We start from the raw sequence: 20959 nt of genomic DNA on the forward strand, positions 1-20959 counted from the left end.
ACTTCATAAGATCTGAACGGGAACCTGGTTGACGATCTGAAGGCTAATATTGTGATTAAGCCGCCTTTGGCGGCATTTTTATGTGAGCTACTGCCGACTGCGGACGCGAATTTTTCGAGGTGCCCTTAAGACCACTCCAAGTTTTTTGTTTTCAAGAATGGCCAGTAGCTTGAGTGCCCGGTGCTCCTCTGTTGTCAGTTCGACGGTGATGCGCGGCATTGCGGAAGAGCGAGCTCCAGTAATTCAAATATATGGGAAAGCGAGATTGCTGTCAGTGGCGCTTTGCTGTAGATCTGCCTGCGCTTCAATGCATAAAGCCAGAAATTGATGCATGCAATTGCTTTATTGCATAAAAGTGCGTTGATGAAAACCCTCGCTTGAGCTGGCAGCAGGCTTGCTTGGGGCCTCACGGCTGGGCAAGGAGGTCACATCAGTGGGCCTGATGCCATCGCCACGACAGGCCTGTCATGACCTGCAGACCTGTCTGCGTCTGGTTGATGCAGGAAAGGCGCAGAATGGCGGTTTTTCCTATTGATTAGAGGCTGTTGCTGGAGCATGGTCAGGACCTTTTGGCCCTTTCTATGAGCGACATCCTCGGCGACTATCTCAAAGCAATTGGTCGTATTCCATTGTTAAGTGTTGAGGAAGAACTGCATCATGGACGCCTAATTCGAGCTTGGTTGGATGAGGAACAGCCTTCTAAGGCTGTCGAGAGACGCGGTCGCCGTGCTTTAGACCGTATGGTCAATGCCAATCTGCGGTTGGTGGTGAGTGTGGTGTCGAAATATCGGAGTCGAATTCGTGGAAATTGCATTGATATGATGGATTTAATTCAGGCTGGAAATCTTGGCTTGATTCGAGCTGTTGAGAAGTTTGACCCTTCAAGAGGGTATCGATTTTCGACCTATGGCTATTGGTGGATTCGCCAGGCGGTTGCTAGATTTATTCACGAATACAACTATCTGATTCGAATTCCCCACTCTCTGTTGTCGCTTGCTGTGAAGATGAGCCATCTTCAGATTGCCAACGGAGGGGCGTTAAAAGTCGAAGATGTTGTTAGAATTAGCGGTGAAGATGAGAAGCGAGTTGCCCAGGTCAACTTGTTGCTATAGTATAATAATACGGTGTCACTTGATCGTGGCGTGTCGGGCGCAGAGGGCGGTGAATTGACGCTCAAGGATACCATTCCTTCGGCCGATAAAAATGTTGTCGTTGATGACTATGCTTGGCTCAGGGGTATATAGCCCAGCTTTCCCTGTTTGAAATTCAGGTGTTAAACCTTCGGTTTTCGAGTGATAAAAAACTGTCACTCGTGGATGTTTCACGCTTAACGGGGAAAACCAGGCATCATGTTCAGGTTATCGAGAGCCGAGCGCTCGGAAAGTTGAGGAGAAATGTTGTACCCGCCTTGAATCCTGATTGAAGAGGCGGCCTCGGCACCTCTCGGTTTTATGGCCTTCTGAGGTGCCCGTTGGGGGTGGGATTGATGCCGAGCAGCTGCTTGGCTTGCACCGCGCGGTGCCCGTTGCCTTCGAAGCCTGAGGGCTGTGCCATCGCTGGTTGTTGTTCCCTCAAGGCGTCCTCCAGCAAGAAGGCACAAAGGTTGGAGACGGAGCGGCCTTCGTTTTCCGATCGGCTCAGCAAGGCCTCATGCACGTGGTAGCTCAAGGTGATCGAGATCCGGCGGGGCTGACGCTGAAGAACGCGAAGACGATCGTTCATTGTTTCGTTCCTCTAGGTAAAGCATGGATGGGTTTCTGGTGCGTTCGATGTCACATTCTTGCGTGTGCCATCTGCGTCGCAATAGCACTACTTTTAGAGCCCTTTTCGCGGTTTGCGCTCCAACCGGTTCGGTTCCGGTGTGGCCTGCCGCAGTCGCGGTGCAGAGCTCAGCAAAGGGCTTCAGTCGCAAGCATCCCCGCGCCACCAGCGCCAGCCCTCCACGTTGATCAGCAACCCGAACACCGTCAGGGCTGCCATCAGCGCGATCTGATCGCCTCGGGCAACTGGCACCAGGATGTCGGCGATCAGATGGGGCACGTTGGTGACTGAGTAGACGATGCTGAACCAGAAGTGCAAACGTCGCCAGGGCCGCCAGCGCAATGCCGGATCCGATGCGGTGTCGGCATAGCTGATCAACACAATCGCGATCAGCGGCAGCAGGAAGTAGCCGAGCATGGCGCCGAACAGCAGCGGTAGGGCGCTGGTGGGGAGCTGGCTGTGGATCTCCGGTGACTGACCGTGGAACAGGGGCATCAAGCCCAGATCCACATGGAACAGCATGGCCAGCATCCAAGCGATCCACAGGGTGATCAGCCGCTGGGCATGGTTGGTGGCTTGGCGCATGGGCTTTGCCCGCATGCCGGGCTCTTCCTTGGATTCAGTGTGGGGCGGTTGCAGCCCATCCGGCTGGCTTGCGTTCGAGCACCTGCAGCACGACGGCGCTCCTGCAGGATCAGCAGCCTGCTGCATAATGTCTTTATTGTCATACTCGCTTTGATGGCTGCCTTCGGCTCCATGCCCTCTCCCCAGTTGCTGGAGGAGTACAGCCAGTTCTTTCGGCTGTTGAGTGAGCCGGCCCGCCTGCAGTTGCTCTGTCAGCTGAAGCAGGGGCCGATGGATGTGGCTGCGCTCATTGAGGCCACTGGCTTTTCCCAATCGCACATCAGCCGCCAGCTGGGCCAGCTGCAGCGGGCCGGCCTGGTGCGGTGTGAGCGCGATGGGGTGCGCACGATCTGGACTGCAGAAGGCGAGCTGGTCAACGACCTCTGCACCCTGGTGCAGACGCGGCTGAAGCAGCGCCTGGAGGACCAGCTCTCCCAGTTGCAGTCGGCCTAAGCCCGCTGCTGTGGCGACTGGTGGGTAGCCGCTGGTGGGGACCATGCTTGATGCGTCACCGCCTCGTCATCTCTATGGCTCCATTCGACTCGGCCCTTGCGCGTCTCCGGAGCCATCTGCACCAAACGCGCCTGCTGGGCTCGATCAGTAGTGCCCTCTACTACGACCAGAACACGGTGATGCCCGCGGCTGGCGCCGCTTGGCGGGGGGACCAGCTGGCCCTGTTGGCCGGCCAGTTGCACCAGCGCCAGAGCAGCGCGGAATACGCCGAGTTGGTGGCAGCGGCTGAGGCCGAGCTCGACGTCGATGCGCTGCCTGAGCGCCGCCGCAATCTGCAGCTGCTGCGGCTGGAGCTGGAGCGTCAGCGCTGCCTTGATCCAGCCCTGGTGGCGGCCCTCGCCAAGGCCCAGTCTCGCGGCAATGCCGTCTGGCAGGACGCCCGCGCCCGCAACGATTTCGCCGCCTTTGCCCCGGCCCTCCAGGAGCTGATTGCCCTGCGCCGACAGCAGGCCAGCCAGCTGGCGGCGGCTGAGCCGGTGGCCCGCAGCCCCTGGGAGGTGCTGGCCCAGCCCTTCGAGCCTGAGGTGACCAAGGCGCGGCTGGGCGAGTTGTTTGCGCCGCTCAAGGCTGAGCTGCCAGACCTGCTGCAGCAGGTCGCAGGAGCGCCCTCAGTCGAGCCGGTCTCCGCCAGCCGCGACGCTGTTGAACCGCTGGATTGGCCTGAGGCAATGCAGGAGGAGCTCTGCACCGCATTGCTCGAGCGATGGGGCTACGACCCAAGCCGTTGCCAGCGCTCCCACTCCGCCCATCCCTTTTCCTGCACGGTGGGCCCCCAGGACTTCCGCATCACCACCCGGGTGGTGCCGGGCCAGCCCCTCTCGGCCTTTCTGGCCACCGCCCACGAGTGGGGCCACTCCCTCTACGAGCAGGGCCTGCCCCGCTCAGGCGACCACTACTTCCCCTGGCCCCTGGGGGAGGCCACCTCGATGGGCGTGCACGAATCCCAGTCGCTGTTCTGGGAGTGCCGCGTGGCCCGCAGCCGCGCCTTTGCCGAGCGTTGGCATCCCCACGTTTGCGCCGCTCTGGGCAGCGCGCCGGCCAGCGAGCCCTGGGGCGACGCCCAGGGCTTCTGGCGCGCCCTCAACCCGCTCAAGCCTGGCTTGATCCGGGTGGAGGCCGATGAGCTCAGCTACTGCCTGCACATCGTGCTGCGCTACGAGCTGGAGCTGGCTCTGCTGGAGCAGGACATGCCGGTGGAGGATCTCCCTGAGCAGTGGAACCAGCGGATGCGCAACCTGCTGGGCATCCAGCCGAAGAGCGATGCCGAGGGCTGCCTCCAGGACATTCATTGGGCCGAAGGGCTGTTTGGTTATTTCCCCAGCTATGCCCTCGGCCATCTGATCAGCGCCCAGCTGGCAGAAGCCATGGAGCAGGAGTGGGGTGATGGCGCCATCGAGGCGGCGATCGGCGCGGGCCAGGAGAGCCGTTTGCACGACTGGTTGGCCCAGCGGGTCTACCCCCTGGGCCGAAGCGTCGATGCCGAAGGGCTGGTGGAGCAGGTGAGTGGTGCTCCTCTAAGCGCAGCCCCGTTTCTCCGTTATCTGCGCCACAAGCTCGAGCCGCTTCAGGCCTGATGACCCCGCTCCTTAGGATGCCGCCCAATCCCGTTTTGAAGCCGCGCCCATGGCGAACATCGACCACGCTCCGAGCCGCACGATGCTCAACCTGCTGCACGTGCTGCCGGCCTTTGCCGATGAAGCCGAGCTGCGTCTGAACGCCATCGTGGAGCTCAACTCCATGACGATCAACAAATACGAGCTGATCACGGAAACCGGCCACCTCAAGCTCGACCGCGTCGGCTATTCCTCCCTGGCCTACCCGTTCGCCTACGGCTGCATTCCCCGCACCTGGGACGAGGACGGCGATCCCCTCGACATCGAAATCGTGGGCGTCACCGAACCCCTGGTGCCCGGCTCCCTGGTGGAGGCCCGCATCATCGGCATCATGACCTTCGACGATGGCGGCGAAGTGGACGACAAGGTGATCGCCGTGCTGGCCGATGACAAGCGCATGGACCACATCACCAGCTACACCCAGCTCGGTGCGCAGTGGGTGAAGGAAACCGAGTACTACTGGGAGCACTACAAGGATCTCAAGAAGCCCGGCACCTGCAAGGTGAACGGCTTCCTTGAACCCGCCGAGGCCGTACGCATCATCAAGGAGTGCGAGCAGCGCTACCGCGACACCATCGATGCCAAGTTGGTGAACTGAGCCAGAGCTCGCAGCCGGGGTTTTCAGTCTGAGTTCGAAGTTTGCGCGCGAATTGCCGATGACCACCTCCTTCAAACCCCTCTGGCTTGCCGCTGTCGCGTTGCTGATGGCGCCGGTCTGGGCCCAGGACACCCCTGTGTCCCCGTCGGTTCAACCGGCAGCGCCCGCTGCCATGGCAGTTCCTGGGCCTCAGTCTGCTCCCGCCCCCCAGGCCAGCACCCGAGAAATCGTGTTGCAGCTGAGCAAGCGCACGATCAGCCTGCGTGAAAACGGCAAGGTGATCAGCAGCTGGCCCGTGGCGATCGGCGACCCCAGCACGCCCACCCCAGTGGGCCGGTTCACGGTTCAGAACAAGGTGGTCAATCCCAAATACCAGAGCACCAAGAGCGGCAAGATCAATGCCACGGTGGGGCCTAATGGTCCCCTGGGCGACCGCTGGCTGGGGTTCCAGCAGAGCGGTCCGAACCAATACGGCATCCACGGCACTCCGTCTGCCTGGTCGTGGACGGTGACCTCCCGCGCCGCCGTGACCAATGGCTGCGTGCGCATGCTGCACGAGCATGTGCGCAAACTGTTTGATCTGGTGGATGTCGGGACGCCGGTGATTGTGCAGCGCTGATCGGCCATCCATGGAAAACATTCTGGAGATCGACGGCTCTCCGGCGGAACGTCGCATCAACACATGTACTTTGTAAGGCCTCTTTGAGGCCATGGGCCTCCCTCGGCCCCGTTCATGTCCCCGGCTTCCCCTTCCCACCAACCTGCCGATCCCCAGGCCAGCACCACGCTCAAGTGGGCCAGCGACGGCGAGCTGTCGTCCCTCGACCTCGAGCGGATCCTGGAGCGCCTGTGTGCCGTCGATCCGGCAGCCCAGCCGCTCAACGGCGCCCTTCAGGCCCAGTCCTGAGCTGGCTGCAGGTGCCGGGCCAAGGCCCGGGCCATGCCATCGCGACTGGCCAAACCCCGCAGCGCTTCGACGGGGAGGCCAGGATTCGGCAAGCCATGGGGCAGGGCCGCCGCCACGGCTGGCGGCACATCGAACACCGGCACTTGGCGTAGGCCATTGGGGGTGAGCTGATCCTCCAGCTGGGCCAACTGGGCCGACAGGGGCAGCCACACCAGATCACCGCGGCGGCAGTCCATCAGGCTGGGCACCAAGGCCGCGCCACTTGGGCTGCGCGAGGGTTCGGCACTGAGAGCCCGTTGCAGGTCCGCCAGGGTCACCAGCCCCACCACCCAGGCCCCGTCAGCCACCACCAGGCAATGGCCGTGGGCATCTACCAGCTGGCGCAGGGCCAGGTGGGCCGGCAGCTCGGCCGGCAGCACCAGCGGGGCTTCCGGCTCAAAGGCTTCACCCACCGGCAAGGCCGCCAGCTGGCGGCGGCGGTGCTCCTCCTGGGGATCGGGGCCGAGCAGCCCAGGATCCGCCAGCCCCTGCCAGCGCTCCACCAGGGCGGCGCTGAGGCCGGCCGCGGCCATCAGCGGCAGCACGATGCGGATGTCGCGGGTGAGCTCAAACAGCAGCAGCAGCGCGGTGAGTGGCGCCCGGGCGCTGCCTGCCAGCACGGCCGCCATGCCCACCATCGCGTAGGCCGGTGGTTCGGCCACCGGCAGGTGCAGGCCACTGGCGCCGAGCAGTTGGCCGTAGCAGTTGCCCAGCACGGCCCCGAGAAACAGCGAGGGGGCAAATCCCCCGCCCACGAAGCCGGTGGCGTTGCTGATGCCGGTGGCCAGCAGTTTCACGCCCAGCAACACCAGCAGGGTCAACAGCGGCACCCCCCCGTTACTGCCGAGCAGGGCTTCGATCGTGTCGTAGCCGACTCCCAGCACCTGGGGAAACACCAGGGCCATCAGGCCCACACAGGCCCCGCCCAGGGCGGTGGGCAGGCCCGGCGGCAACTGGGCCAGCCAGCCCTGCAGCCGTTCACTGCGGCCGGCGGCCAGCAGGCTGATCAGGGCCCAGGACATCAAGCTGGCCACCAACCCCAGCCCCAGATAGAGGGGCAACTCCAGTGGCGAGCGCACCTCGTAGGCCGGCAGTCGCAGGATCGGCGTGTCGCCGAGTAGCAGCTGGGTGACGAGCGAGGAGGCCACCGCCGCCACCAGCACGGCCCGCAGGCTGGGGCGGCCCTGCACGGCGCTGAAGCTTCCCTCTAAGGCAAAGAACACCCCTGCGATCGGGGCCTTAAAGCCTGCTGCCAGGCCGGCGGCCACCCCGGCCGCCACCAGGGCTTTCTGGCTCTGGGGGGAGAGCCCGCCGCGCAAGGCCACCCAAAGCCCAAGGTTGCCGCCGCTCTCCACGCTGGGGCCCTCGGGGCCGAGGGAGGCGCCGCTGCCGAGGCTCAGGGATGCGCCCAGCAGGCGCTGAAGCGGCAGCCGGGGCTGGGCCGGCACCGCCCCATCCGCCATGGCCATCAGGCTGGGTAGTCCCGGACCGAGGTCGCCGCCATAGCGGCGTAGCAGGCCCACGGCCAGCCCCCCCAACGTGGGCACCACCACGACCGGCCAGAGGCTGATCCAGTCGGGGAGTGACGAGACGGGTAGGGGGAGCGGCTCGGGCGCTGCCGGCGGTGGCGGCAGAAAGCCCAGGCCCCCCAGACCCACCTGCAGCAGGGCTCGCAGGGGCGTGCCCGTATCCGGAGGCAGGGCGGGCAGTTCGGGCGGGAGCTCGGGCGGCTGGCTTCGGCCAACGGTGAGCAGGCCCTCGACGAACGGGCCAAACAGCCCGTTGTTGATGAAGCCAAGCAATTCATGGAAGCCCACCACGGCCAGCCCGGTGAGCACGCCCACCAGGGCTGCCCAGGCGAGCAGATTCCACTGGTACGGGAGGGCGCGGGCCTCGGCTTCTGCCGGGGCCTGGTTCTCAGCGGGTTCGGATGTGGTTTCAGGCTTCAGGCCGGACCGTTGCAAAGATCTCCTCCAGGATTTCTCCTGCTCCCTGGGCCTTGAGGGTGTGGGCCAGGGCAATGCCGATGGCCTCGGGATCCTCCTGGGGGCCGCGGGCCTCATCGCGGATCAGACGCAGGCCATCGAGGCTGGCCACCATGCCGGTGAGGATCAGCTCTCCAGTGTTGTCGGGGCCTGCAAAGAGGGTGTTGACGCCGATCGGCACCTGGCAGCCGCCCTCCAATTCGCGCAGGAAGGCCCGCTCTGCCAGGCAGCGGCGGGCGGTGGGGGTGTGCTCCAGCACTTTGATCTGCTCCAGCACGGCGCCATCGCCCTCGCGGCACTCGATGCCCAGGGCCCCTTGGCCCACAGCGTGCAGGGAGATGGAGGGATCGATCAGCTCGTGGATGCGGTCGCCCAGCCCCAGCCGCCCCAGGCCGGCTGCCGCCAGGATCAGACAGTCGAATTCACCGGAATCGAGCTTCTCCAGGCGGGTGATCACATTGCCGCGCACGTCCTTGAAGGTGAGGTGCGGGTAGTGGTGGCGAAGCTGGGCCAGGCGGCGCAGGGAGCTGGTGCCCACCACGGCACCTGCGGGCAGGGTGGCCAGGGTTTTGTCGTTGTGCTTGGCGTGCACCACCAGGGCATCGGCGGGATCTTCCCGCTCGGTGATGCAGCCCAGCATCAGGCCTTCGGGCAGGTTGGTGGGCAGGTCCTTGAGGCTGTGAACGGCGATGTCGGCCTGGTCGACCAGAATCTGGGCCTCGAGCTCCTTGGTGAACAGGCCCTTGTCGCCGATTTTGGCCAGGGCCACATCGAGGATCTTGTCGCCCTGGGTGGCCATCGCCTCGATGCTGATCTCCAGGCCGCTGTGGGCCTTGGCCAGCTCATCGCGCACCCAATGGGTCTGCACCATGGCCAGCTGGCTGCGGCGGGAGGCGATGCGCAGGTGATTGGCCATCGGTGCCAGATAACAGGCGCCCAGCCTAAGGAGTGGAGCTCTCCAGCAACGCCTGCGCTGTCACAAACGCGCGGGATCGCTCAGGCGGCAAACAGATCGAGGGGAAAGGGGCCCCAGGTGTCTTCGGCGTCGGGATTGGCACTGCTGTGGCCAGTGATGAGAAGCCCATCCCCCAGCCCCGTTTCACGCCGCACCAGAAAGCGCCCCGTGTTCTGGTTGGCCTTGAGAAACACCGGACCCTCGATGGCCTCCAGGGCTTCGCAGGCCGGATCCAGCTCCAGGGGGCTCCAGCCCAGGGCCCTCTCCAGCTGGCTCAGGCAGGCCAGGGCCGTGGCCGCGGTGGGAGCCATCACCCCCACCGTGAACCAGTCACAGGCGGCAAGACAGGGCTGCAGTTCCGTCAACAGCGCAGCACGCTCAGGGGCCTGAAGCATCGGCGCGCTGCGCAGCCCCCGCAGGGCCGTCAGGCCCTCACTCACTTGATGTACTCCTTCAGCACGCCGTTGCGGTTGGGGTGGCGCAGCTTGCGCAGGGCCTTGGCCTCGATCTGACGGATCCGCTCGCGGGTCACATCGAAGATCTGGCCGATCTCCTCAAGGGTTTTCATGCGGCCGTCATCCAGGCCGTAGCGCAGGCGCAGCACGTCGCGCTCGCGGGGGCTGAGGGTGGCCAGCACGCCTTCGAGGTCTTCGCGCAGCAGGTTCTTGGCCACGTCCTGCTCGGGGTTCTCGATGTCGGCTTCGATGAAGTCGCCGAGGCGTGAATCCTCCTCCTTGCCGATCGGCGTTTCCAGGGAGATGGGCAGCTGGGCGCTCTTGGCGATGAAGCGCAGCTTCTCGATGGTCATCTCCATCGATTCGGCGATCTCCTCCTCGGTGGGCTTGCGGCCGAATTCCTGGGAGAGGGTCTTGGTGGTTTTCTTGATGCGCGAGATCGTCTCGTAGAGGTGCACCGGCAGCCGGATGGTGCGGCTCTGATCGGCGATGGCGCGGGTGATGGCCTGACGGATCCACCAGGTGGCGTAGGTGGAAAACTTGTAGCCCTTCTCGTGGTCGAACTTCTCGGCGGCGCGGATCAGGCCGAGGCTGCCTTCCTGAATCAGGTCCTGGAAGCTCAGGCCCCGGTTCATGTATTTCTTGGCGATCGACACCACCAGGCGCAGGTTGGACTGCACCATCTTTTCCTTGGCGCGCCGGCCGAGCATCAGGCGCCGGCGGAACTTGATGAGGGGCATGTCCACCAGGGCTGCCCACTCCTTGTTGTCGGGGTGGTGGCCGTGGTCGGCTTCAAACTGAGCCGCCAGTTCCTCCAGCTGCAGCAGGTCGGCGATCTTGCGAGCCAGCTCGATTTCCTCATCGGGCCGCAGCAGGCGAATCCGGCCGATCTCCTGCAGATAGACGCGGATCGAGTCTTCCGTGTAGACGCCCTTCGGTCCCACCTTGATGCTCGCCAGAGCTTTGGCGGCCTTGTCGTCCTTCTCGGCTACCGCGGCGGCGAGGCCTGGGTCTGCCCCGTCGGTGGCGGGGGCTGCATCCGCAACGGCAACCTTGGCCTTGGCTGGGGCCTTGGTGCCTGAAGCCTTGGCTTTGGCTGGGCTGGATTTAGCGGTTGTGGTTTTTGGGGCGGCAGACTTGCTGGAAGTGGCCTTGGGCTTGGCAGCAGCCTTCTTCGCCTTGGGCTTCACAGCCAACTCTTCACCGGCCGCCGTGGCCACCATCAGGATTTCCGGGGTTGCTTTCAGCTCGGCAGCAGCGGGGCTCATGGGATACGGAAACGAAGAGAGACAGAGCGTTGGGGAGGAAGCGGGTTTCCAGGGATTGCCCGTCGGCATTCAGCACGACTGCACAGTCGAACTGGGTTGGAAACGGCGATGGTCGGTCGGGTGGCTGGACTTCGAGAGGCCTCAAGGGTTTGAGGAGAGTCGACAGTGATGTTGAACAGCGGGGTCGACGGGACACCTCACGACAGAAAACGACCTGATGGAACAAAAAGGTCGGCGGCTGAAGCCTGATTGGATGGCCGAAGCCAGGAAATTGGCTGGAGCCAAAAAATTGGCTGGAGCCAAAAAATTGGCTGGAGCCAAAAAATTGGCTGGAGCCAAAAAATTGGCTGGAGCCAAAAAATTGGCTGGAGCCAAAAAATTGGCTGGAGCCAAAAAATTGGCTGGAGCCAAGCAGTGCTGTCAGGGGTGGTCGCAGACCGGGAGGCCGAATGGTGGGAGGCTGGCTCCCGGGGTCTCTCTTCAGGTCTTCCCGCTGGACGGAACTCTGCTCGGTTCCGACGGCAGCCATTGGACTGCCCAACAGACACATTCTATGAATGGGCTGTGACCTTTGCAAGCTCGACGCCCCCGTGGCTGCAGATCTGGCTTGAGGCCGGCCGGGAAGGCCAGGTCTTTACCTATGCCAACAGCGCTCAGACCCCTGCTGGCATCGGTGATCTGGTGCGGGTGCGTCTGCAGGGCCGCCTGCACACCGGGCTTGTGGTGGAAGCGCTCGATCAGCTGCCGGCCAGTCTGAGCGGCAAGACAATCCAACCGATTCTGGTGATCTGGCAGCGCGCCGCCGTCGATCCCCAATGGCAAGGGTTGATTGAGAGCGTGGCCGAGTCGTGCCACACCAGCCTGTTCAAAACACTCAAGAGCGCCCTTCCCCCGGGTTGGCTCGGCCAGCGCAGCCAGGGGCCCAGTCGCACCAGCCGTCCAACCTGGTTGGTGGAACGCTCCGCCGCGCCGCTCCCCAGCCAGCCCCTTACCCCCCGGCAGCAGCAGCTGTTGGACCACCTGGAGGGTCAAGCCGCTGCGGTGCCCCTGCGCCAGCTCTGCGGGGAGGCGGGCTTCAGCCGGGCTGTGCTGAAGGGCCTGGAATCTCGGGGGTTGGTGGTGCGGCGCTCGGAGTCGGAGCAGGGCAGCAGTTCTGCGGGCCTGCCGGCTGCCGCCTGGCCTGCTCTCACCGAAGCCCAGGCCGCTGCGGTGCAGGCTCTGGCCGGGGCGGATCCGGGCGCTGAATTTCTGCTCTGGGGCGTCACCGGCGCCGGCAAAACCGAGGTGTATCTGCAGGCGGCTGCCCGGGCGCTCGCCGCGGGGGAGGGCTGCCTGCTGCTCACGCCGGAGATCGGCCTGATTCCCCAGCTGCTTGACCGTGCCCGTGAGCGCTTTGGCTCCCGGGTGGTGGAGTTTCACAGCGGCCTCGCCGATGGCGCCCGGGTTGCCACCTGGCGCCGCTGCCTCGAAGACGAGCCGGTGGTGGTGGTGGGCACCCGCTCGGCGATCTTTTTGCCGATGCCACGCCTGGGCTTGATCGTGCTGGATGAGGAGCACGACAGCTCCTACAAGCAGGACAGCCCGATGCCCTGCTACCACGCCCGCGATGTGGCTCGGCAGCGGGCCCGGCGCAGCGGAGCCCGGCTGGTGCTTGGCAGTGCCACCCCATCGCTGGAGAGCTGGCTGGCGTGCCAGGGGCCCCAGGCCTCCACCCGCCTGCTGCGGCTACCGGAGCGGATCGGTGCCCGGCCGCTGCCCGCCGTGCGGGTGATCGACATGCGCCATGAGTTGGCTGAGGGCCACCGCCGCCTGCTCAGTCGGACCCTGATGGGGCGGCTTGAGCAGCTGCAGGAGAAGGGGGAGCAGGCCGTGGTGCTGGTGCCCCGCCGCGGCTACCGGGCCTTCCTGAGTTGCCGCAGCTGCGGCGAGGCGGTGCTGTGCCCCCATTGCGATGTGGCTCTCACGGTGCACCGCTCCAAGGGCGGCCAGGAATGGTTGCGCTGCCACTGGTGCGATCACCGCGCCGAGCTGGGGGACCGCTGCGGCCACTGCGGCTCCACCGCCTTCAAACCCTTCGGGGCCGGCACCCAGCGGGTGATGGAGCAGCTGGCAGCCGAGCTGGAGGGGCTGCGGTTGCTGCGCTTCGATCGCGACACCACCCGGGGCCGGGATGGTCACCGCCGCCTGCTCGACCGTTTTGCCCAAGGTGAGGCCGACGTGCTCGTGGGCACCCAGATGTTGGCCAAGGGGATGGACCTGCCCCGGGTCACCCTCGCTGTGGTGCTCGCGGCGGATGGACTGCTGCATCGCCCTGATCTGCGCTCCTCGGAGCAGTGCCTGCAGCTGCTGTTGCAGCTGGCGGGCCGGGCCGGGCGCGGTGAGAAGCCGGGGGAGGTGCTGGTGCAGACCTACAGCCCCGATCACCCCGTGATCCGCCATCTCGTGGATGGCCGCTACGGGCAATTTCTGCTGGAGGAGAGCCAGTTGCGTCGCCAGGCCGGCCTGGTGCCCTTTAGCCGGGCCTGCCTGTTGCGGCTGAGTGGCCCCACGGCCAGCGGCACCGCCACGGCGGCAGCGGCTCTGGCGGAGCGGATTCGCGGCGACCTCGAAGCGGCCGGTTGGCTGCTGATCGGTCCCGCCCCGGCCCCGGTGGCCCGGGTGGCGGGCAAGAGCCGCTGGCAGCTGCTGTTGCACGGACCCGCCGGGCAGCCGTTGCCCCTGCCCAGTGAGGCCCTGTTGCGCCAGGGGCTGCCGGCGGGGGTGGGGCTGGCGATCGACCCCGATCCCCTCACCCTGTAAGAGGTGGCTTAGGCCGGCAGCTCGGGCAGGCCGAAGCCCAGCAGCCGGCGCAGGCGCTCCAGTGCCAGCACCAGTGCCAGGCCCGCCGCGATCAGCAGGCCGCCCAGCCCCAATCCGCTCCAGCGCCAGCAGGTCAGCTGCAGGGTGTTGCGCGCCCCGAAGCGCAGCGGCCAACGCAGGGTCTGCCGGCCTGGAAGAGCCTGGGCCGGCTCCGGGCCAGCGCTCTGCACGGCCCTGCTGCCGGCGGGGCTCAGCTCAACGGCGGCGCTGAAGCCCGGCAGGGGTTGCACCTCCCGCAGGTCCACGGCCAGTTCGAGGGTCTGGTGCACCCCCACCAGCCAGTTGCGCTCCTGCAGCGCGAGCTCCGGAGCCGGCAGGGTCACCCCGGCGAGCTGGGCCGCATCGCTGAGGTTGCGGGCCAGCAGCTCCAGGGCGCGGGGTGCCGCCAGCACCTGGCTCTGCAGCCGTTGTTGCCAATCCCCAGGGGCCGCAGACGCCGCCACGGTGGAGGTAGGCCGAAAGCCCTGGCTCTGCAGGATCTGGCTGAACTGGCGCGCCCAGGGGGGCGGCTGGGCGCCGGCGCTGATCAGGGCATGGGCGATCTGCAGCCGGCCCGGTCCCTTGAAGTTGAGCTCGGTGCGCACCTCCATGCAGCCGCCGAGCAGCACCGTGAGCAGCAGCAACACCACCGCCAGCAGGGCAAAGCCCACCGGGGCCCGGGTGGGCCCAACGGGCGGTGGCGGCGGCGGCGGAGGTTTGTTGGCGCGGCGGCTGCGGGCCAGTTGCTGCATCTGGCTGCCCATCGCCTGGGCTGAGCCCAGATCGGGCAGGGTGATCGACCAGTCGCGGGGCCGCTCCAGGGCGGGGGCTTCCAGCACGGTGAGCAGGTCCTGGGCCTGGGCCCGCAGGGTGGCATCCCGGCAGCGCTTGATCAGGCGGCAGCACACCATGGCGCGAGCGTTGTCACCCTGGCCCATCCAGGCCGTGGCCAGCAGCAGCTGGATCTCGGCACCTGTCTGGGTGGTGGAGGGGTGTTCGCGGGTCAGGGGCTCGAGCAGCCGCACCACCCGCCCGTAGTCACCCCGCTCCAGGGCCGCGCGAGCTGGGGCCAGCTGTTCCTCCAGGGGCGCATCAGCCATGGCAGGCGCGTTGGCTGCCCACCACCATCGTGCCGATGCCCGCATCGGTGAACACCTCGAGCAGCAGGGCGTGGGGCACCCGGCCATCAACGATGTGGGCCGCTGCCACCCCCTGGGCCAAGGCGCGGATGCAGCACTCGGTTTTCGGGGTCATGCCGCCGTTCACCACGCCGTCGTGGATCAGCTGCCGGGCTTGCGAGAGGCTGAGCTGGCGGATCAGGGAGCCGGGATCGTGGCGATCCTGCAGGATCCCCGCCGTGTCGGTCAGCAGGATCAGCTTCTCGGCCTGCAGTGCGGCGGCCAGTTCGCCGGCCACCGTGTCGGCGTTGATGTTGTGGGCCTGCCCCTCGCCGTCGGCCGCCACGCTGGAGATCACGGGGATGTAGCCCGCATCGAGCAGAGGAAACAGCACGGAGGGGTCCACCGCCGCCACCTCCCCCACCAGGCCATTGGCCCCATCGGCGTAGGTGCGGGCCCGCACCAGGGAGCCATCGCTGCCGCACAGGCCCACGGCCCGCCCACCCACGCGGTTGAGCCCGTTGACAATGTGTTTGTTGACCCGGCCCACCAGCACCATCTCCACCACGTCCATGGTTTCCGGGGTGGTCACCCGCAGGCCGTTGCGGAAGGCCGGTTCGATGTTGAGGCGGGTGAGCCAGTCGTTGATCTCCGGGCCGCCGCCGTGCACCACCACCGGTTGCACGCCGACGGAGGCCAGCAGCACCAGGTCGCGGTAGACGGCATCGCGCAGCTCGTCGCGCACCATGGCCGCACCGCCGTACTTGACCACCACCCGGCGGCCAGCAAAGCGCTGGATGTAGGGAAGGGCCTCACTGAGGACCGACACCCGCAGGGTGTCCTGGCTGCTGATCAAGGGTTCGGAGCTCAAGGCGGGGCGCAGAAACGACGGGGAATGGGGAACAAGCGGGTCTTAGCTCGTTGCAGCCGCGGGCACCAGGGCGAGGCTGAAGCTGTCGCGGCGCTCCGGTTGAATGTCGGCCTGGAGGCCTGGCCCGAAGAAGCGGCCGAGGCGGTCGGCCCGGGCCTGCCAGCGCTCCAGGGGCACCCCCTCACAGCGAAACCGCAGCCTGAGTCCGTAGCGGCCGTCGCAATCCAGCTCTTCGACGCTGATCAACTGGGGCGGGGCGTCCTCATCCCAGAGCTTCAGCACCTCCAGCGAGCTCTCCAGATGGGCTTTCTGGCCGTAGCGCCAGCGGTCCACGTCGGCGAGCAGCTTGCGGAGCGGTTCGCTTTCTGGGAGCTCCCGCAGCGCCTTGTACTGGGCGGCGGGGGTGAGGCGCTGCGGGGGCGGCAGCTCCGATGATTTCAGGGCTAGCCCGCCCAGCAGGATCGGAATGCCGTAAAAGATCGTCGGCAGGCTGAGGTTGGGGATGTCGGTGGCGTAAGCGATTGAGCCGATCACCGTGAGCACTGCTCCCGCAATCGTGACCAGGCTTCCGGGGGAGAGGAGTGCTTGCATACAGCCATCTTCCTGCATGCCCATGGCCTCCGATGCCTCCAGCACGGCCTCTGATCCCAGCACCGCTGCCTTGATCGAAGCGCTTAAGGCCGATCGGCTCTGGCTGTTGCGTCAGATTGATGCCGGCCGTTGGCCCCAATGGCGCCTGGATCTGGCAGCTCTGGAGCGCGAACTCGGCCAGCTGCTCGACCAGGCCAGTGAGCGGGTGGGCGAGTGAGCAGGTAGGCCGGTAGGGCTCAATTCAGAAGGGAATGTCGTCGTCGTCGGGCAGATCGGGCACCAGCGGCGAGGTGTTCCAGGTGGGGGGCTGGGCAGCCGGCTGGGCGGCGCTGGGAGGCGCCGCGCTGGGGGCGCCACCGCCTGGAGCTGCTGCCATCCCGGAGCCGGCGGCGCGGCGCACCGGCGGCGCACTGGCACTGGCGGCGGGGGCACCCATGGGGGAGTCGGTGCCTGCAGCCATTCCGGAGGCTCCTGCACCCAGGGGGTGGAGGCGGGCCAGGGTGAATTCGGCGCGCTTTTCCTTGACACCGTCCTGCCGGGTCACGGTGTTCATGCGCAGGCGGCCTTCGAGCATCAGCCGCTGGCCCACCTGCACCCGGTTCTGCAGCTCCTGGGCCAGATTGCCCCAGCCCACCACCTTCAACTGGCCCGGAGGATCATCGGGACGCAGACCGTCGATCTGCACGGCCATCTCCGCCACCGGCGTCTGGTTGTCTTGGGTGTAGCGCACCTGGGGCGCTTCCAGCACCTCGACCTCGAGCAGACAGTGATTCACTCCCCGGCAACCATTGGGCGACGCCCATCCTGATGCACCGACCCGATATGCACCAGGATTGCCGCCACCAGAGCGGCCGGCGTCTGTGGTTGGTGGCCGGCACCGGCGAGGGCCCCGAGCTGGCCGAGCGGCTGCTGACCCTTGGGTGGCAGCTGACGGTGAGTGTGGTCAGCGCGCCTGCGGCCCTGGCCTACCGGCCCCACTCCGAGCTGACCCTCCGGGTGGGCGCCCTTGGTGGAGAGGTGGCTGTGGAGGCCGAACTGGTGGCCGCCGCATCTAGCGGCCGCCCCTACTCGGTGGTGGTGGATGCCAGCCATCCGTTTGCCTGCCAGGTGAGTCGCCAGCTCATGGCGGGTTGCGCCCGCCAGAGGCAACGGCTGCTGCGCTTGCAGCGCCCCACCCTTGAGGGCCCGGCCACCTTGCTTCCAGCGCTGGAGACTCTGCGGGCTGTGCCGCTGGCGGGTCAGCGCCTGCTGCTGGCCATCGGCGCCCGGCAGTTGGCGGCAGCCGTCGCCCTCAGCCCCAGTGCCCTTCACCATGCCCGCCTGCTGCCCAGCGTCAGCTCCCTGCAACAGGCCATGGCGGCGGGCCTGACAGCTGAGCGGGTTGCCTGCCTCAGGCCTGGGTCGGCGCTGGCCGTGGAGCGGGCCCTGGTGCGTCGCTGGCGCATCAACACGGTGTTGGCGCGCCAGTCTGGCGGCTCCACCGAGCAGCTCTGGCGCAGGATTTGCTGCACCGAGGGTCTGAATCTGCTGCTGCTGTGCCGCCCCCAGGAGCCGGCCGGGCTGGAGAGCCTCGATGCAGCGGCGCTGCTGGCGACACTGGCTGGCTGGACGCCCCCCCGCCCATGACGGACGCCAACACCAACCAGCCCTTGCAGCTGGTGCTCACCACCGAGGCCAGCCCAGAGCGGGCCAGGGCCCTGGCGGCGGAGCTCCTGGAGCGGCGCCTTGTGGCCTGCGCCAGCCTGTTGCCGGTGCAGTCGCACTACCGCTGGCAGGGGCAGATCACCTCCAGCGAGGAAGTGCAACTGCTGCTCAAAACCAGCCCCGAGCGGCTGGAAGCCCTGCGTGAGGCGTTGCTGGCGTTGCACAGCTACGACACCCCAGAGTGGATCCACTGGAGCGCCGTCAGCGCCGGTGCCTATGGCCAGTGGCTGGTGGAGAGCCTCAGCCCAGATGCTGGGCCACCAGGTCCTTGAGGGATCCCTGGGGCCGGGGGCCGAGCTGGGTCACCACCTGACCAGCGCAGAGTGAGCCGAGGCGACCGCAGGCCTCCAGGTCCTGGCCCTGGGTGTAACCATGCAGGAAGCCGGCCGCATAAAGATCGCCGGCGCCGGTGGTGTCCACCAGGGGGCCGAGCCGGAAGGGCGCAATGGCGTGGCTGCCCTGGCCATTGAGAATCACCGAGCCCAGTTCGCTGCGGGTCAGGGCCGCCACCTTGCAGCGCCCCCGCACCTGGTCGGCGGCCTCTTCAAAGCTGTTGGCTTTGTAGAGGGCCGTGATCTCCATCTCGTTGGCAAACAAGATGTCGACGTGGCCATCCACCAGCTCTTGGAAGCTGTCGCGGTGGCGTTCGACGCAGAAGGCATCGGAGAGGCTCAGGGCCACTTCACCGCCATGGGCGCGAGCCACCTCGGCCGCGGCGATGAAGGCCGCCTTGGCCTCGTCGCTGTCCCACAGGTAGCCCTCGAGGTACAGCACCTTGGCCTGGGCCACCAGGTCCAGATCCAGGTCGGCAGGATCGAGGCCCACCGACGCCCCCAGGTAGGTGCACATGGTGCGCTGGGCATCCGGGGTGACCAGGATCAGGCAGCGGGCCGTGGACGGCCCCGTGGTGGCCGCCGGCGTATCGAACCGGGCACCGACCGAACGGATGTCGTGGGCAAAGATGCCTCCCAGCTGGTCGTCGCGCACCCGGCCGATGAAGCCGGCCCGCCCGCCCAGCTGAGCCACCCCGGCGAGGGTGTTGGCGGCTGAGCCCCCGGAGGTTTCCAGGCCAGGTCCCACGCTGGCGTAGAGCGTTTCGGCCTGGTGCTCATCCACCAGGGCCATGGTGCCCTTGGTGAGCTCGAAGTTGTCAAGCAGGTCGTCGTCGGCCTGCACCAGCACGTCCACGATGGCGTTGCCGATGCCGACAACGTCGAAATGTTTGGTCATCAGACGCTCAGCAGGGCTCGCTTGGGACCGTGGATGGGGTCCTCCACCACGATGGTCTGGTCGCGGTTGGCGCCCAGGGAGACAATCGCAATCGGCACTTCCATCAGGTCGGCCAAAAAGCGCAGGTAGCTCATCGCCGTGGCCGGCAGTTCCTCGAGGCTGCGGCAGTCGGCGGTGGAGGTCTGCCAACCCGGCAGGGTTTCAAAGATCGGCTGGCAGCGGGCGAAGTCTTCCGAGCTGCTCGGGAAATACTCAATGCGCTCGCCGTCGAGCTCGTAGGCGACGCACACCTGAATTTCATCGAGCTCATCGAGCACGTCGAGTTTGGTGATGGCCAAACAGTCGAGACCGTTCACCTCTACGGCGTAGCGGCCAATCACGCCGTCAAACCAGCCACAGCGCCGGCGTCGACCGGTGGTGGTCCCGAATTCGCCGCCGCGGTCGCAGAGGTGATCGTTGAGGCTGCCTTCGAGCTCGGTGGGGAAGGGACCCTCGCCCACCCGGGTGGTGTAGGCCTTGGCCACGCCGATCACCCGGTCGATCAGGGTGGGACCCACGCCGGCACCGATGCAGGCGCCGCCACTCACCGGGTTGGACGAGGTGACGTAGGGATAGGTGCCGTGATCGAGATCGAGCAGGGTTCCCTGGGCGCCCTCGAACAGGATGTTCTTGCGGGCCCGCGCGGCCTGGTGGATGGTGCGCGTGCAGTCGACGACGTGGGGGGCCAGGCGCTGGCCGTAGGCCACGTATTCGGCCACCACCTCCTCGAACACAAGCGGCTCGAGCCCGTAGAGCTTCACCAGAATTTCGTTCTTCTCGGCCAGCGGCCCGGCCAGCCGGTCGCGCAGGCGGCCCTCGTCAAGGATGTCGAGGATGCGGATGCCGTTGCGCTCCGACTTGTCGGCGTAGGTGGGGCCGATGCCCCGGCCGGTGGTGCCGATCCGACGGTCGCCGCGGCGCTGCTCCATCGCCTGGTCCAGCAGGCGGTGGTAAGGCATGGTCACGTGGGCCGTGGAGGCCAGCTGCAGGCCCTCCACGCCAATGCCGTTCTCGGCCAGCATGTCCAGCTCGCCGAGCATCACCTTCGGGTCCACCACTGTGCCGGAACCGATCAGGCAGACGGTGTCGGGATAGAGGATGCCGGAGGGGATCAGGTGCAGCTTGAGCACCTTGTCGTCCACGACGATGGTGTGGCCGGCGTTGACCCCGCCCTGATAGCGCACCACAACGTCGGCGGAGCGGCTGAGAAGATCTGTGATCTTGCCCTTCCCCTCGTCGCCCCACTGTGCACCGATGACGACAACGTTGGCCAAGGAGGCAGCGGCCCGCAGCCGCTTCTGAGCACAATGCAAGAGCCTCTCAGATCGCGGTGCCGTTCGTCAAAGTCGGAACGGCACGGCTCGCTGTCCAGGCGCCGTGAACCAAGGGCTCAAGCCCCCCGGACGACGTTGGTTTCGGCCTTTTTCAGCTCTTTGCTGATGCGCTCCTTAAGAGCGTCAGGCACCGGCCGATTCGGGTAGTTGGTGTAGTGGCCGGCTAGGGAGTTGAGGGCGGTCTGCATGGTGGTGAAGGAGCCGAGGCCGTTCACCGCGCTGCGGGGGCGGTAGCGCGCCATGTAGCCGTTGATCAGGCTGCGGGCTTCGGTCTCGGCTTCAGCGCGGCCGGGATCATCAGCCCCCAGGTTGATGGTGGCCAGGAGGCTGTCGGCAACCGCCACGGTGTCGTCGACGTAGTTGCCCGTGAGGCCGCCACTGGCGGAGCTGCAGGCCGTCAGGGTCAGGCTCAGGCAGAGCACCAAGGCGATCGCCAGCCGCGAGATCAGAAGCCTCAGCCGCTGGCTGAAGGGGGCGAGCACAGCGGCCATGGGTGGGATGCAAGTTCTTCGATCC

Annotated in this window: 25 protein-coding genes; 12 read left to right on the plus strand and 13 right to left on the minus strand. The window is 66.4% G+C overall.

Annotated features, from left to right (window positions below; translation table 11 throughout):
• Positions 1-581 precede the first annotated feature (581 nt).
• The gene (locus KBY57_RS12285) at positions 582-1112 is read left to right on the plus strand and encodes a sigma-70 family RNA polymerase sigma factor (protein ID WP_254996166.1); all 531 of its coding nucleotides are present in this window, start codon (positions 582-584) and stop codon (positions 1110-1112) included.
• A gap of 113 nt (positions 1113-1225) precedes the next feature.
• The gene (locus tag KBY57_RS14395) at positions 1226-1423 is read left to right on the plus strand and encodes a sigma factor-like helix-turn-helix DNA-binding protein (protein ID WP_409996452.1); all 198 of its coding nucleotides are present in this window, start codon (positions 1226-1228) and stop codon (positions 1421-1423) included.
• A 26-nt stretch (positions 1424-1449) separates the two neighbouring features.
• Here the strand turns inward: KBY57_RS14395 and KBY57_RS12290 are convergent, their stop codons facing one another.
• Positions 1450-1722 (minus strand): ribbon-helix-helix domain-containing protein, encoded by a 273-nt coding sequence (locus KBY57_RS12290; protein ID WP_254996167.1) that lies wholly within the window; start codon positions 1720-1722, stop codon positions 1450-1452.
• A gap of 180 nt (positions 1723-1902) precedes the next feature.
• Positions 1903-2346, minus strand: a complete 444-nt coding sequence (locus tag KBY57_RS12295; protein ID WP_254996168.1) for a hypothetical protein — start codon at positions 2344-2346, stop codon at positions 1903-1905.
• 153 nt (positions 2347-2499) lie between these two features.
• Between KBY57_RS12295 and KBY57_RS12300 the strand changes: the two genes are divergently transcribed.
• The 5 genes from KBY57_RS12300 to KBY57_RS12320 all read left to right on the plus strand — a co-directional run bounded on the left by KBY57_RS12300 (position 2500) and on the right by KBY57_RS12320 (position 6016).
• The gene (locus KBY57_RS12300) at positions 2500-2838 is read left to right on the plus strand and encodes an ArsR/SmtB family transcription factor (protein ID WP_254996169.1); all 339 of its coding nucleotides are present in this window, start codon (positions 2500-2502) and stop codon (positions 2836-2838) included.
• 74 nt (positions 2839-2912) lie between these two features.
• A complete protein-coding gene (locus KBY57_RS12305; protein WP_254996170.1) occupies positions 2913-4472 on the plus strand; it encodes a carboxypeptidase M32 in 1560 nt (519 codons plus the stop codon).
• Between the two features lie 49 nt (positions 4473-4521).
• The gene (locus tag KBY57_RS12310; protein ID WP_254996171.1) at positions 4522-5109 is read left to right on the plus strand and encodes an inorganic diphosphatase; all 588 of its coding nucleotides are present in this window, start codon (positions 4522-4524) and stop codon (positions 5107-5109) included.
• A 58-nt stretch (positions 5110-5167) separates the two neighbouring features.
• Positions 5168-5728 (plus strand): L,D-transpeptidase, encoded by a 561-nt coding sequence (locus KBY57_RS12315; RefSeq protein WP_254996172.1) that lies wholly within the window; start codon positions 5168-5170, stop codon positions 5726-5728.
• Positions 5729-5842: 114 nt separating this feature from the next.
• Positions 5843-6016 carry a hypothetical protein gene (locus KBY57_RS12320; protein ID WP_254996173.1) on the plus strand — a complete coding sequence of 58 codons (174 nt, stop codon included), beginning with the start codon at positions 5843-5845 and terminating at the stop codon, positions 6014-6016.
• On the opposite strand, the gene KBY57_RS12325 is transcribed toward KBY57_RS12320, so the two are convergent.
• From KBY57_RS12325 to rpoD, 4 genes are all read right to left on the minus strand, one after another.
• Positions 6001-8019, minus strand: a complete 2019-nt coding sequence (locus KBY57_RS12325) for a chloride channel protein (protein ID WP_254996174.1) — start codon at positions 8017-8019, stop codon at positions 6001-6003. The genes KBY57_RS12320 and KBY57_RS12325 overlap by 16 nt on opposite strands.
• On the minus strand, positions 7994-8956 hold the full coding sequence (gene hemC / locus KBY57_RS12330; RefSeq protein WP_254996175.1) for a hydroxymethylbilane synthase: 963 nt from the start codon (positions 8954-8956) through the stop codon (positions 7994-7996). Before hemC ends, KBY57_RS12325 begins: the two co-directional genes overlap by 26 nt.
• 80 nt (positions 8957-9036) lie before the next feature.
• Positions 9037-9435 carry a DUF1824 family protein gene (locus KBY57_RS12335; RefSeq protein ID WP_254996176.1) on the minus strand — a complete coding sequence of 133 codons (399 nt, stop codon included), beginning with the start codon at positions 9433-9435 and terminating at the stop codon, positions 9037-9039.
• The gene (gene rpoD, locus KBY57_RS12340; RefSeq protein WP_254996177.1) at positions 9432-10718 is read right to left on the minus strand and encodes an RNA polymerase sigma factor RpoD; all 1287 of its coding nucleotides are present in this window, start codon (positions 10716-10718) and stop codon (positions 9432-9434) included. Before rpoD ends, KBY57_RS12335 begins: the two co-directional genes overlap by 4 nt.
• A 253-nt stretch (positions 10719-10971) precedes the next feature.
• On the opposite strand from rpoD, the gene KBY57_RS12345 reads away from it, so the two are divergent.
• Positions 10972-11286 (plus strand): hypothetical protein, encoded by a 315-nt coding sequence (locus KBY57_RS12345; protein ID WP_254996178.1) that lies wholly within the window; start codon positions 10972-10974, stop codon positions 11284-11286.
• Positions 11283-13517: a primosomal protein N' gene (priA, locus tag KBY57_RS12350; protein ID WP_254996179.1), complete on the plus strand. Its 2235-nt coding sequence runs from the start codon at positions 11283-11285 to the stop codon at positions 13515-13517. Before KBY57_RS12345 ends, priA begins: the two co-directional genes overlap by 4 nt.
• A gap of 8 nt (positions 13518-13525) precedes the next feature.
• On the opposite strand, the gene KBY57_RS12355 is transcribed toward priA, so the two are convergent.
• Genes KBY57_RS12355 through KBY57_RS12365 form a run of 3 tightly spaced genes read right to left on the minus strand, consistent with a single transcriptional unit; the run spans position 13526 to position 16136 of the window.
• Positions 13526-14656 (minus strand): DUF3153 domain-containing protein, encoded by a 1131-nt coding sequence (locus tag KBY57_RS12355; RefSeq protein WP_254996180.1) that lies wholly within the window; start codon positions 14654-14656, stop codon positions 13526-13528.
• Positions 14649-15545, minus strand: coding sequence for an acetylglutamate kinase (gene argB / locus KBY57_RS12360; RefSeq protein WP_254996181.1), 897 nt, complete (start codon positions 15543-15545; stop codon positions 14649-14651). The genes KBY57_RS12355 and argB overlap by 8 nt, the downstream gene beginning before the upstream one ends.
• A gap of 42 nt (positions 15546-15587) precedes the next feature.
• Positions 15588-16136 carry a DUF2854 domain-containing protein gene (locus tag KBY57_RS12365; protein ID WP_254996182.1) on the minus strand — a complete coding sequence of 183 codons (549 nt, stop codon included), beginning with the start codon at positions 16134-16136 and terminating at the stop codon, positions 15588-15590.
• Positions 16137-16152: 16 nt separating this feature from the next.
• Here KBY57_RS12365 and KBY57_RS12370 point away from each other — a divergent pair, with 16 nt between their 5' ends.
• On the plus strand, positions 16153-16353 hold the full coding sequence (locus KBY57_RS12370; protein WP_254996183.1) for a hypothetical protein: 201 nt from the start codon (positions 16153-16155) through the stop codon (positions 16351-16353).
• A 24-nt stretch (positions 16354-16377) separates the two neighbouring features.
• Here KBY57_RS12370 and KBY57_RS12375 read toward each other — a convergent pair whose 3' ends face one another.
• Positions 16378-16911, minus strand: coding sequence for a single-stranded DNA-binding protein (locus tag KBY57_RS12375; RefSeq protein WP_254996184.1), 534 nt, complete (start codon positions 16909-16911; stop codon positions 16378-16380).
• A gap of 32 nt (positions 16912-16943) precedes the next feature.
• Between KBY57_RS12375 and KBY57_RS12380 the strand changes: the two genes are divergently transcribed.
• Complete coding sequence (locus KBY57_RS12380) at positions 16944-17762, plus strand: precorrin-6A/cobalt-precorrin-6A reductase (protein ID WP_254996185.1); 819 nt, start codon at positions 16944-16946, stop codon at positions 17760-17762.
• Complete coding sequence (gene cutA, locus KBY57_RS12385; RefSeq protein ID WP_094559918.1) at positions 17759-18112, plus strand: divalent-cation tolerance protein CutA; 354 nt, start codon at positions 17759-17761, stop codon at positions 18110-18112. Before KBY57_RS12380 ends, cutA begins: the two co-directional genes overlap by 4 nt.
• Here the strand turns inward: cutA and KBY57_RS12390 are convergent.
• The 3 genes from KBY57_RS12390 to psb27 all read right to left on the minus strand — a co-directional run bounded on the left by KBY57_RS12390 (position 18081) and on the right by psb27 (position 20934).
• Positions 18081-19070: an adenosine kinase gene (locus tag KBY57_RS12390; RefSeq protein WP_254996186.1), complete on the minus strand. Its 990-nt coding sequence runs from the start codon at positions 19068-19070 to the stop codon at positions 18081-18083. The two genes, cutA and KBY57_RS12390, sit on opposite strands and share 32 nt — an antisense overlap.
• Positions 19070-20383, minus strand: a complete 1314-nt coding sequence (locus KBY57_RS12395; RefSeq protein WP_254996187.1) for an adenylosuccinate synthase — start codon at positions 20381-20383, stop codon at positions 19070-19072. Before KBY57_RS12395 ends, KBY57_RS12390 begins: the two co-directional genes overlap by 1 nt.
• A 116-nt stretch (positions 20384-20499) precedes the next feature.
• Positions 20500-20934, minus strand: coding sequence for a photosystem II protein Psb27 (gene psb27 / locus KBY57_RS12400; RefSeq protein WP_254996188.1), 435 nt, complete (start codon positions 20932-20934; stop codon positions 20500-20502).
• Between the last annotated feature and the right edge of the window lie 25 nt (positions 20935-20959).

The organism is Cyanobium sp. Aljojuca 7D2, from assembly GCF_024346415.1.
Classification (GTDB): Bacteria; Cyanobacteriota; Cyanobacteriia; order PCC-6307; family Cyanobiaceae; genus Cyanobium_A.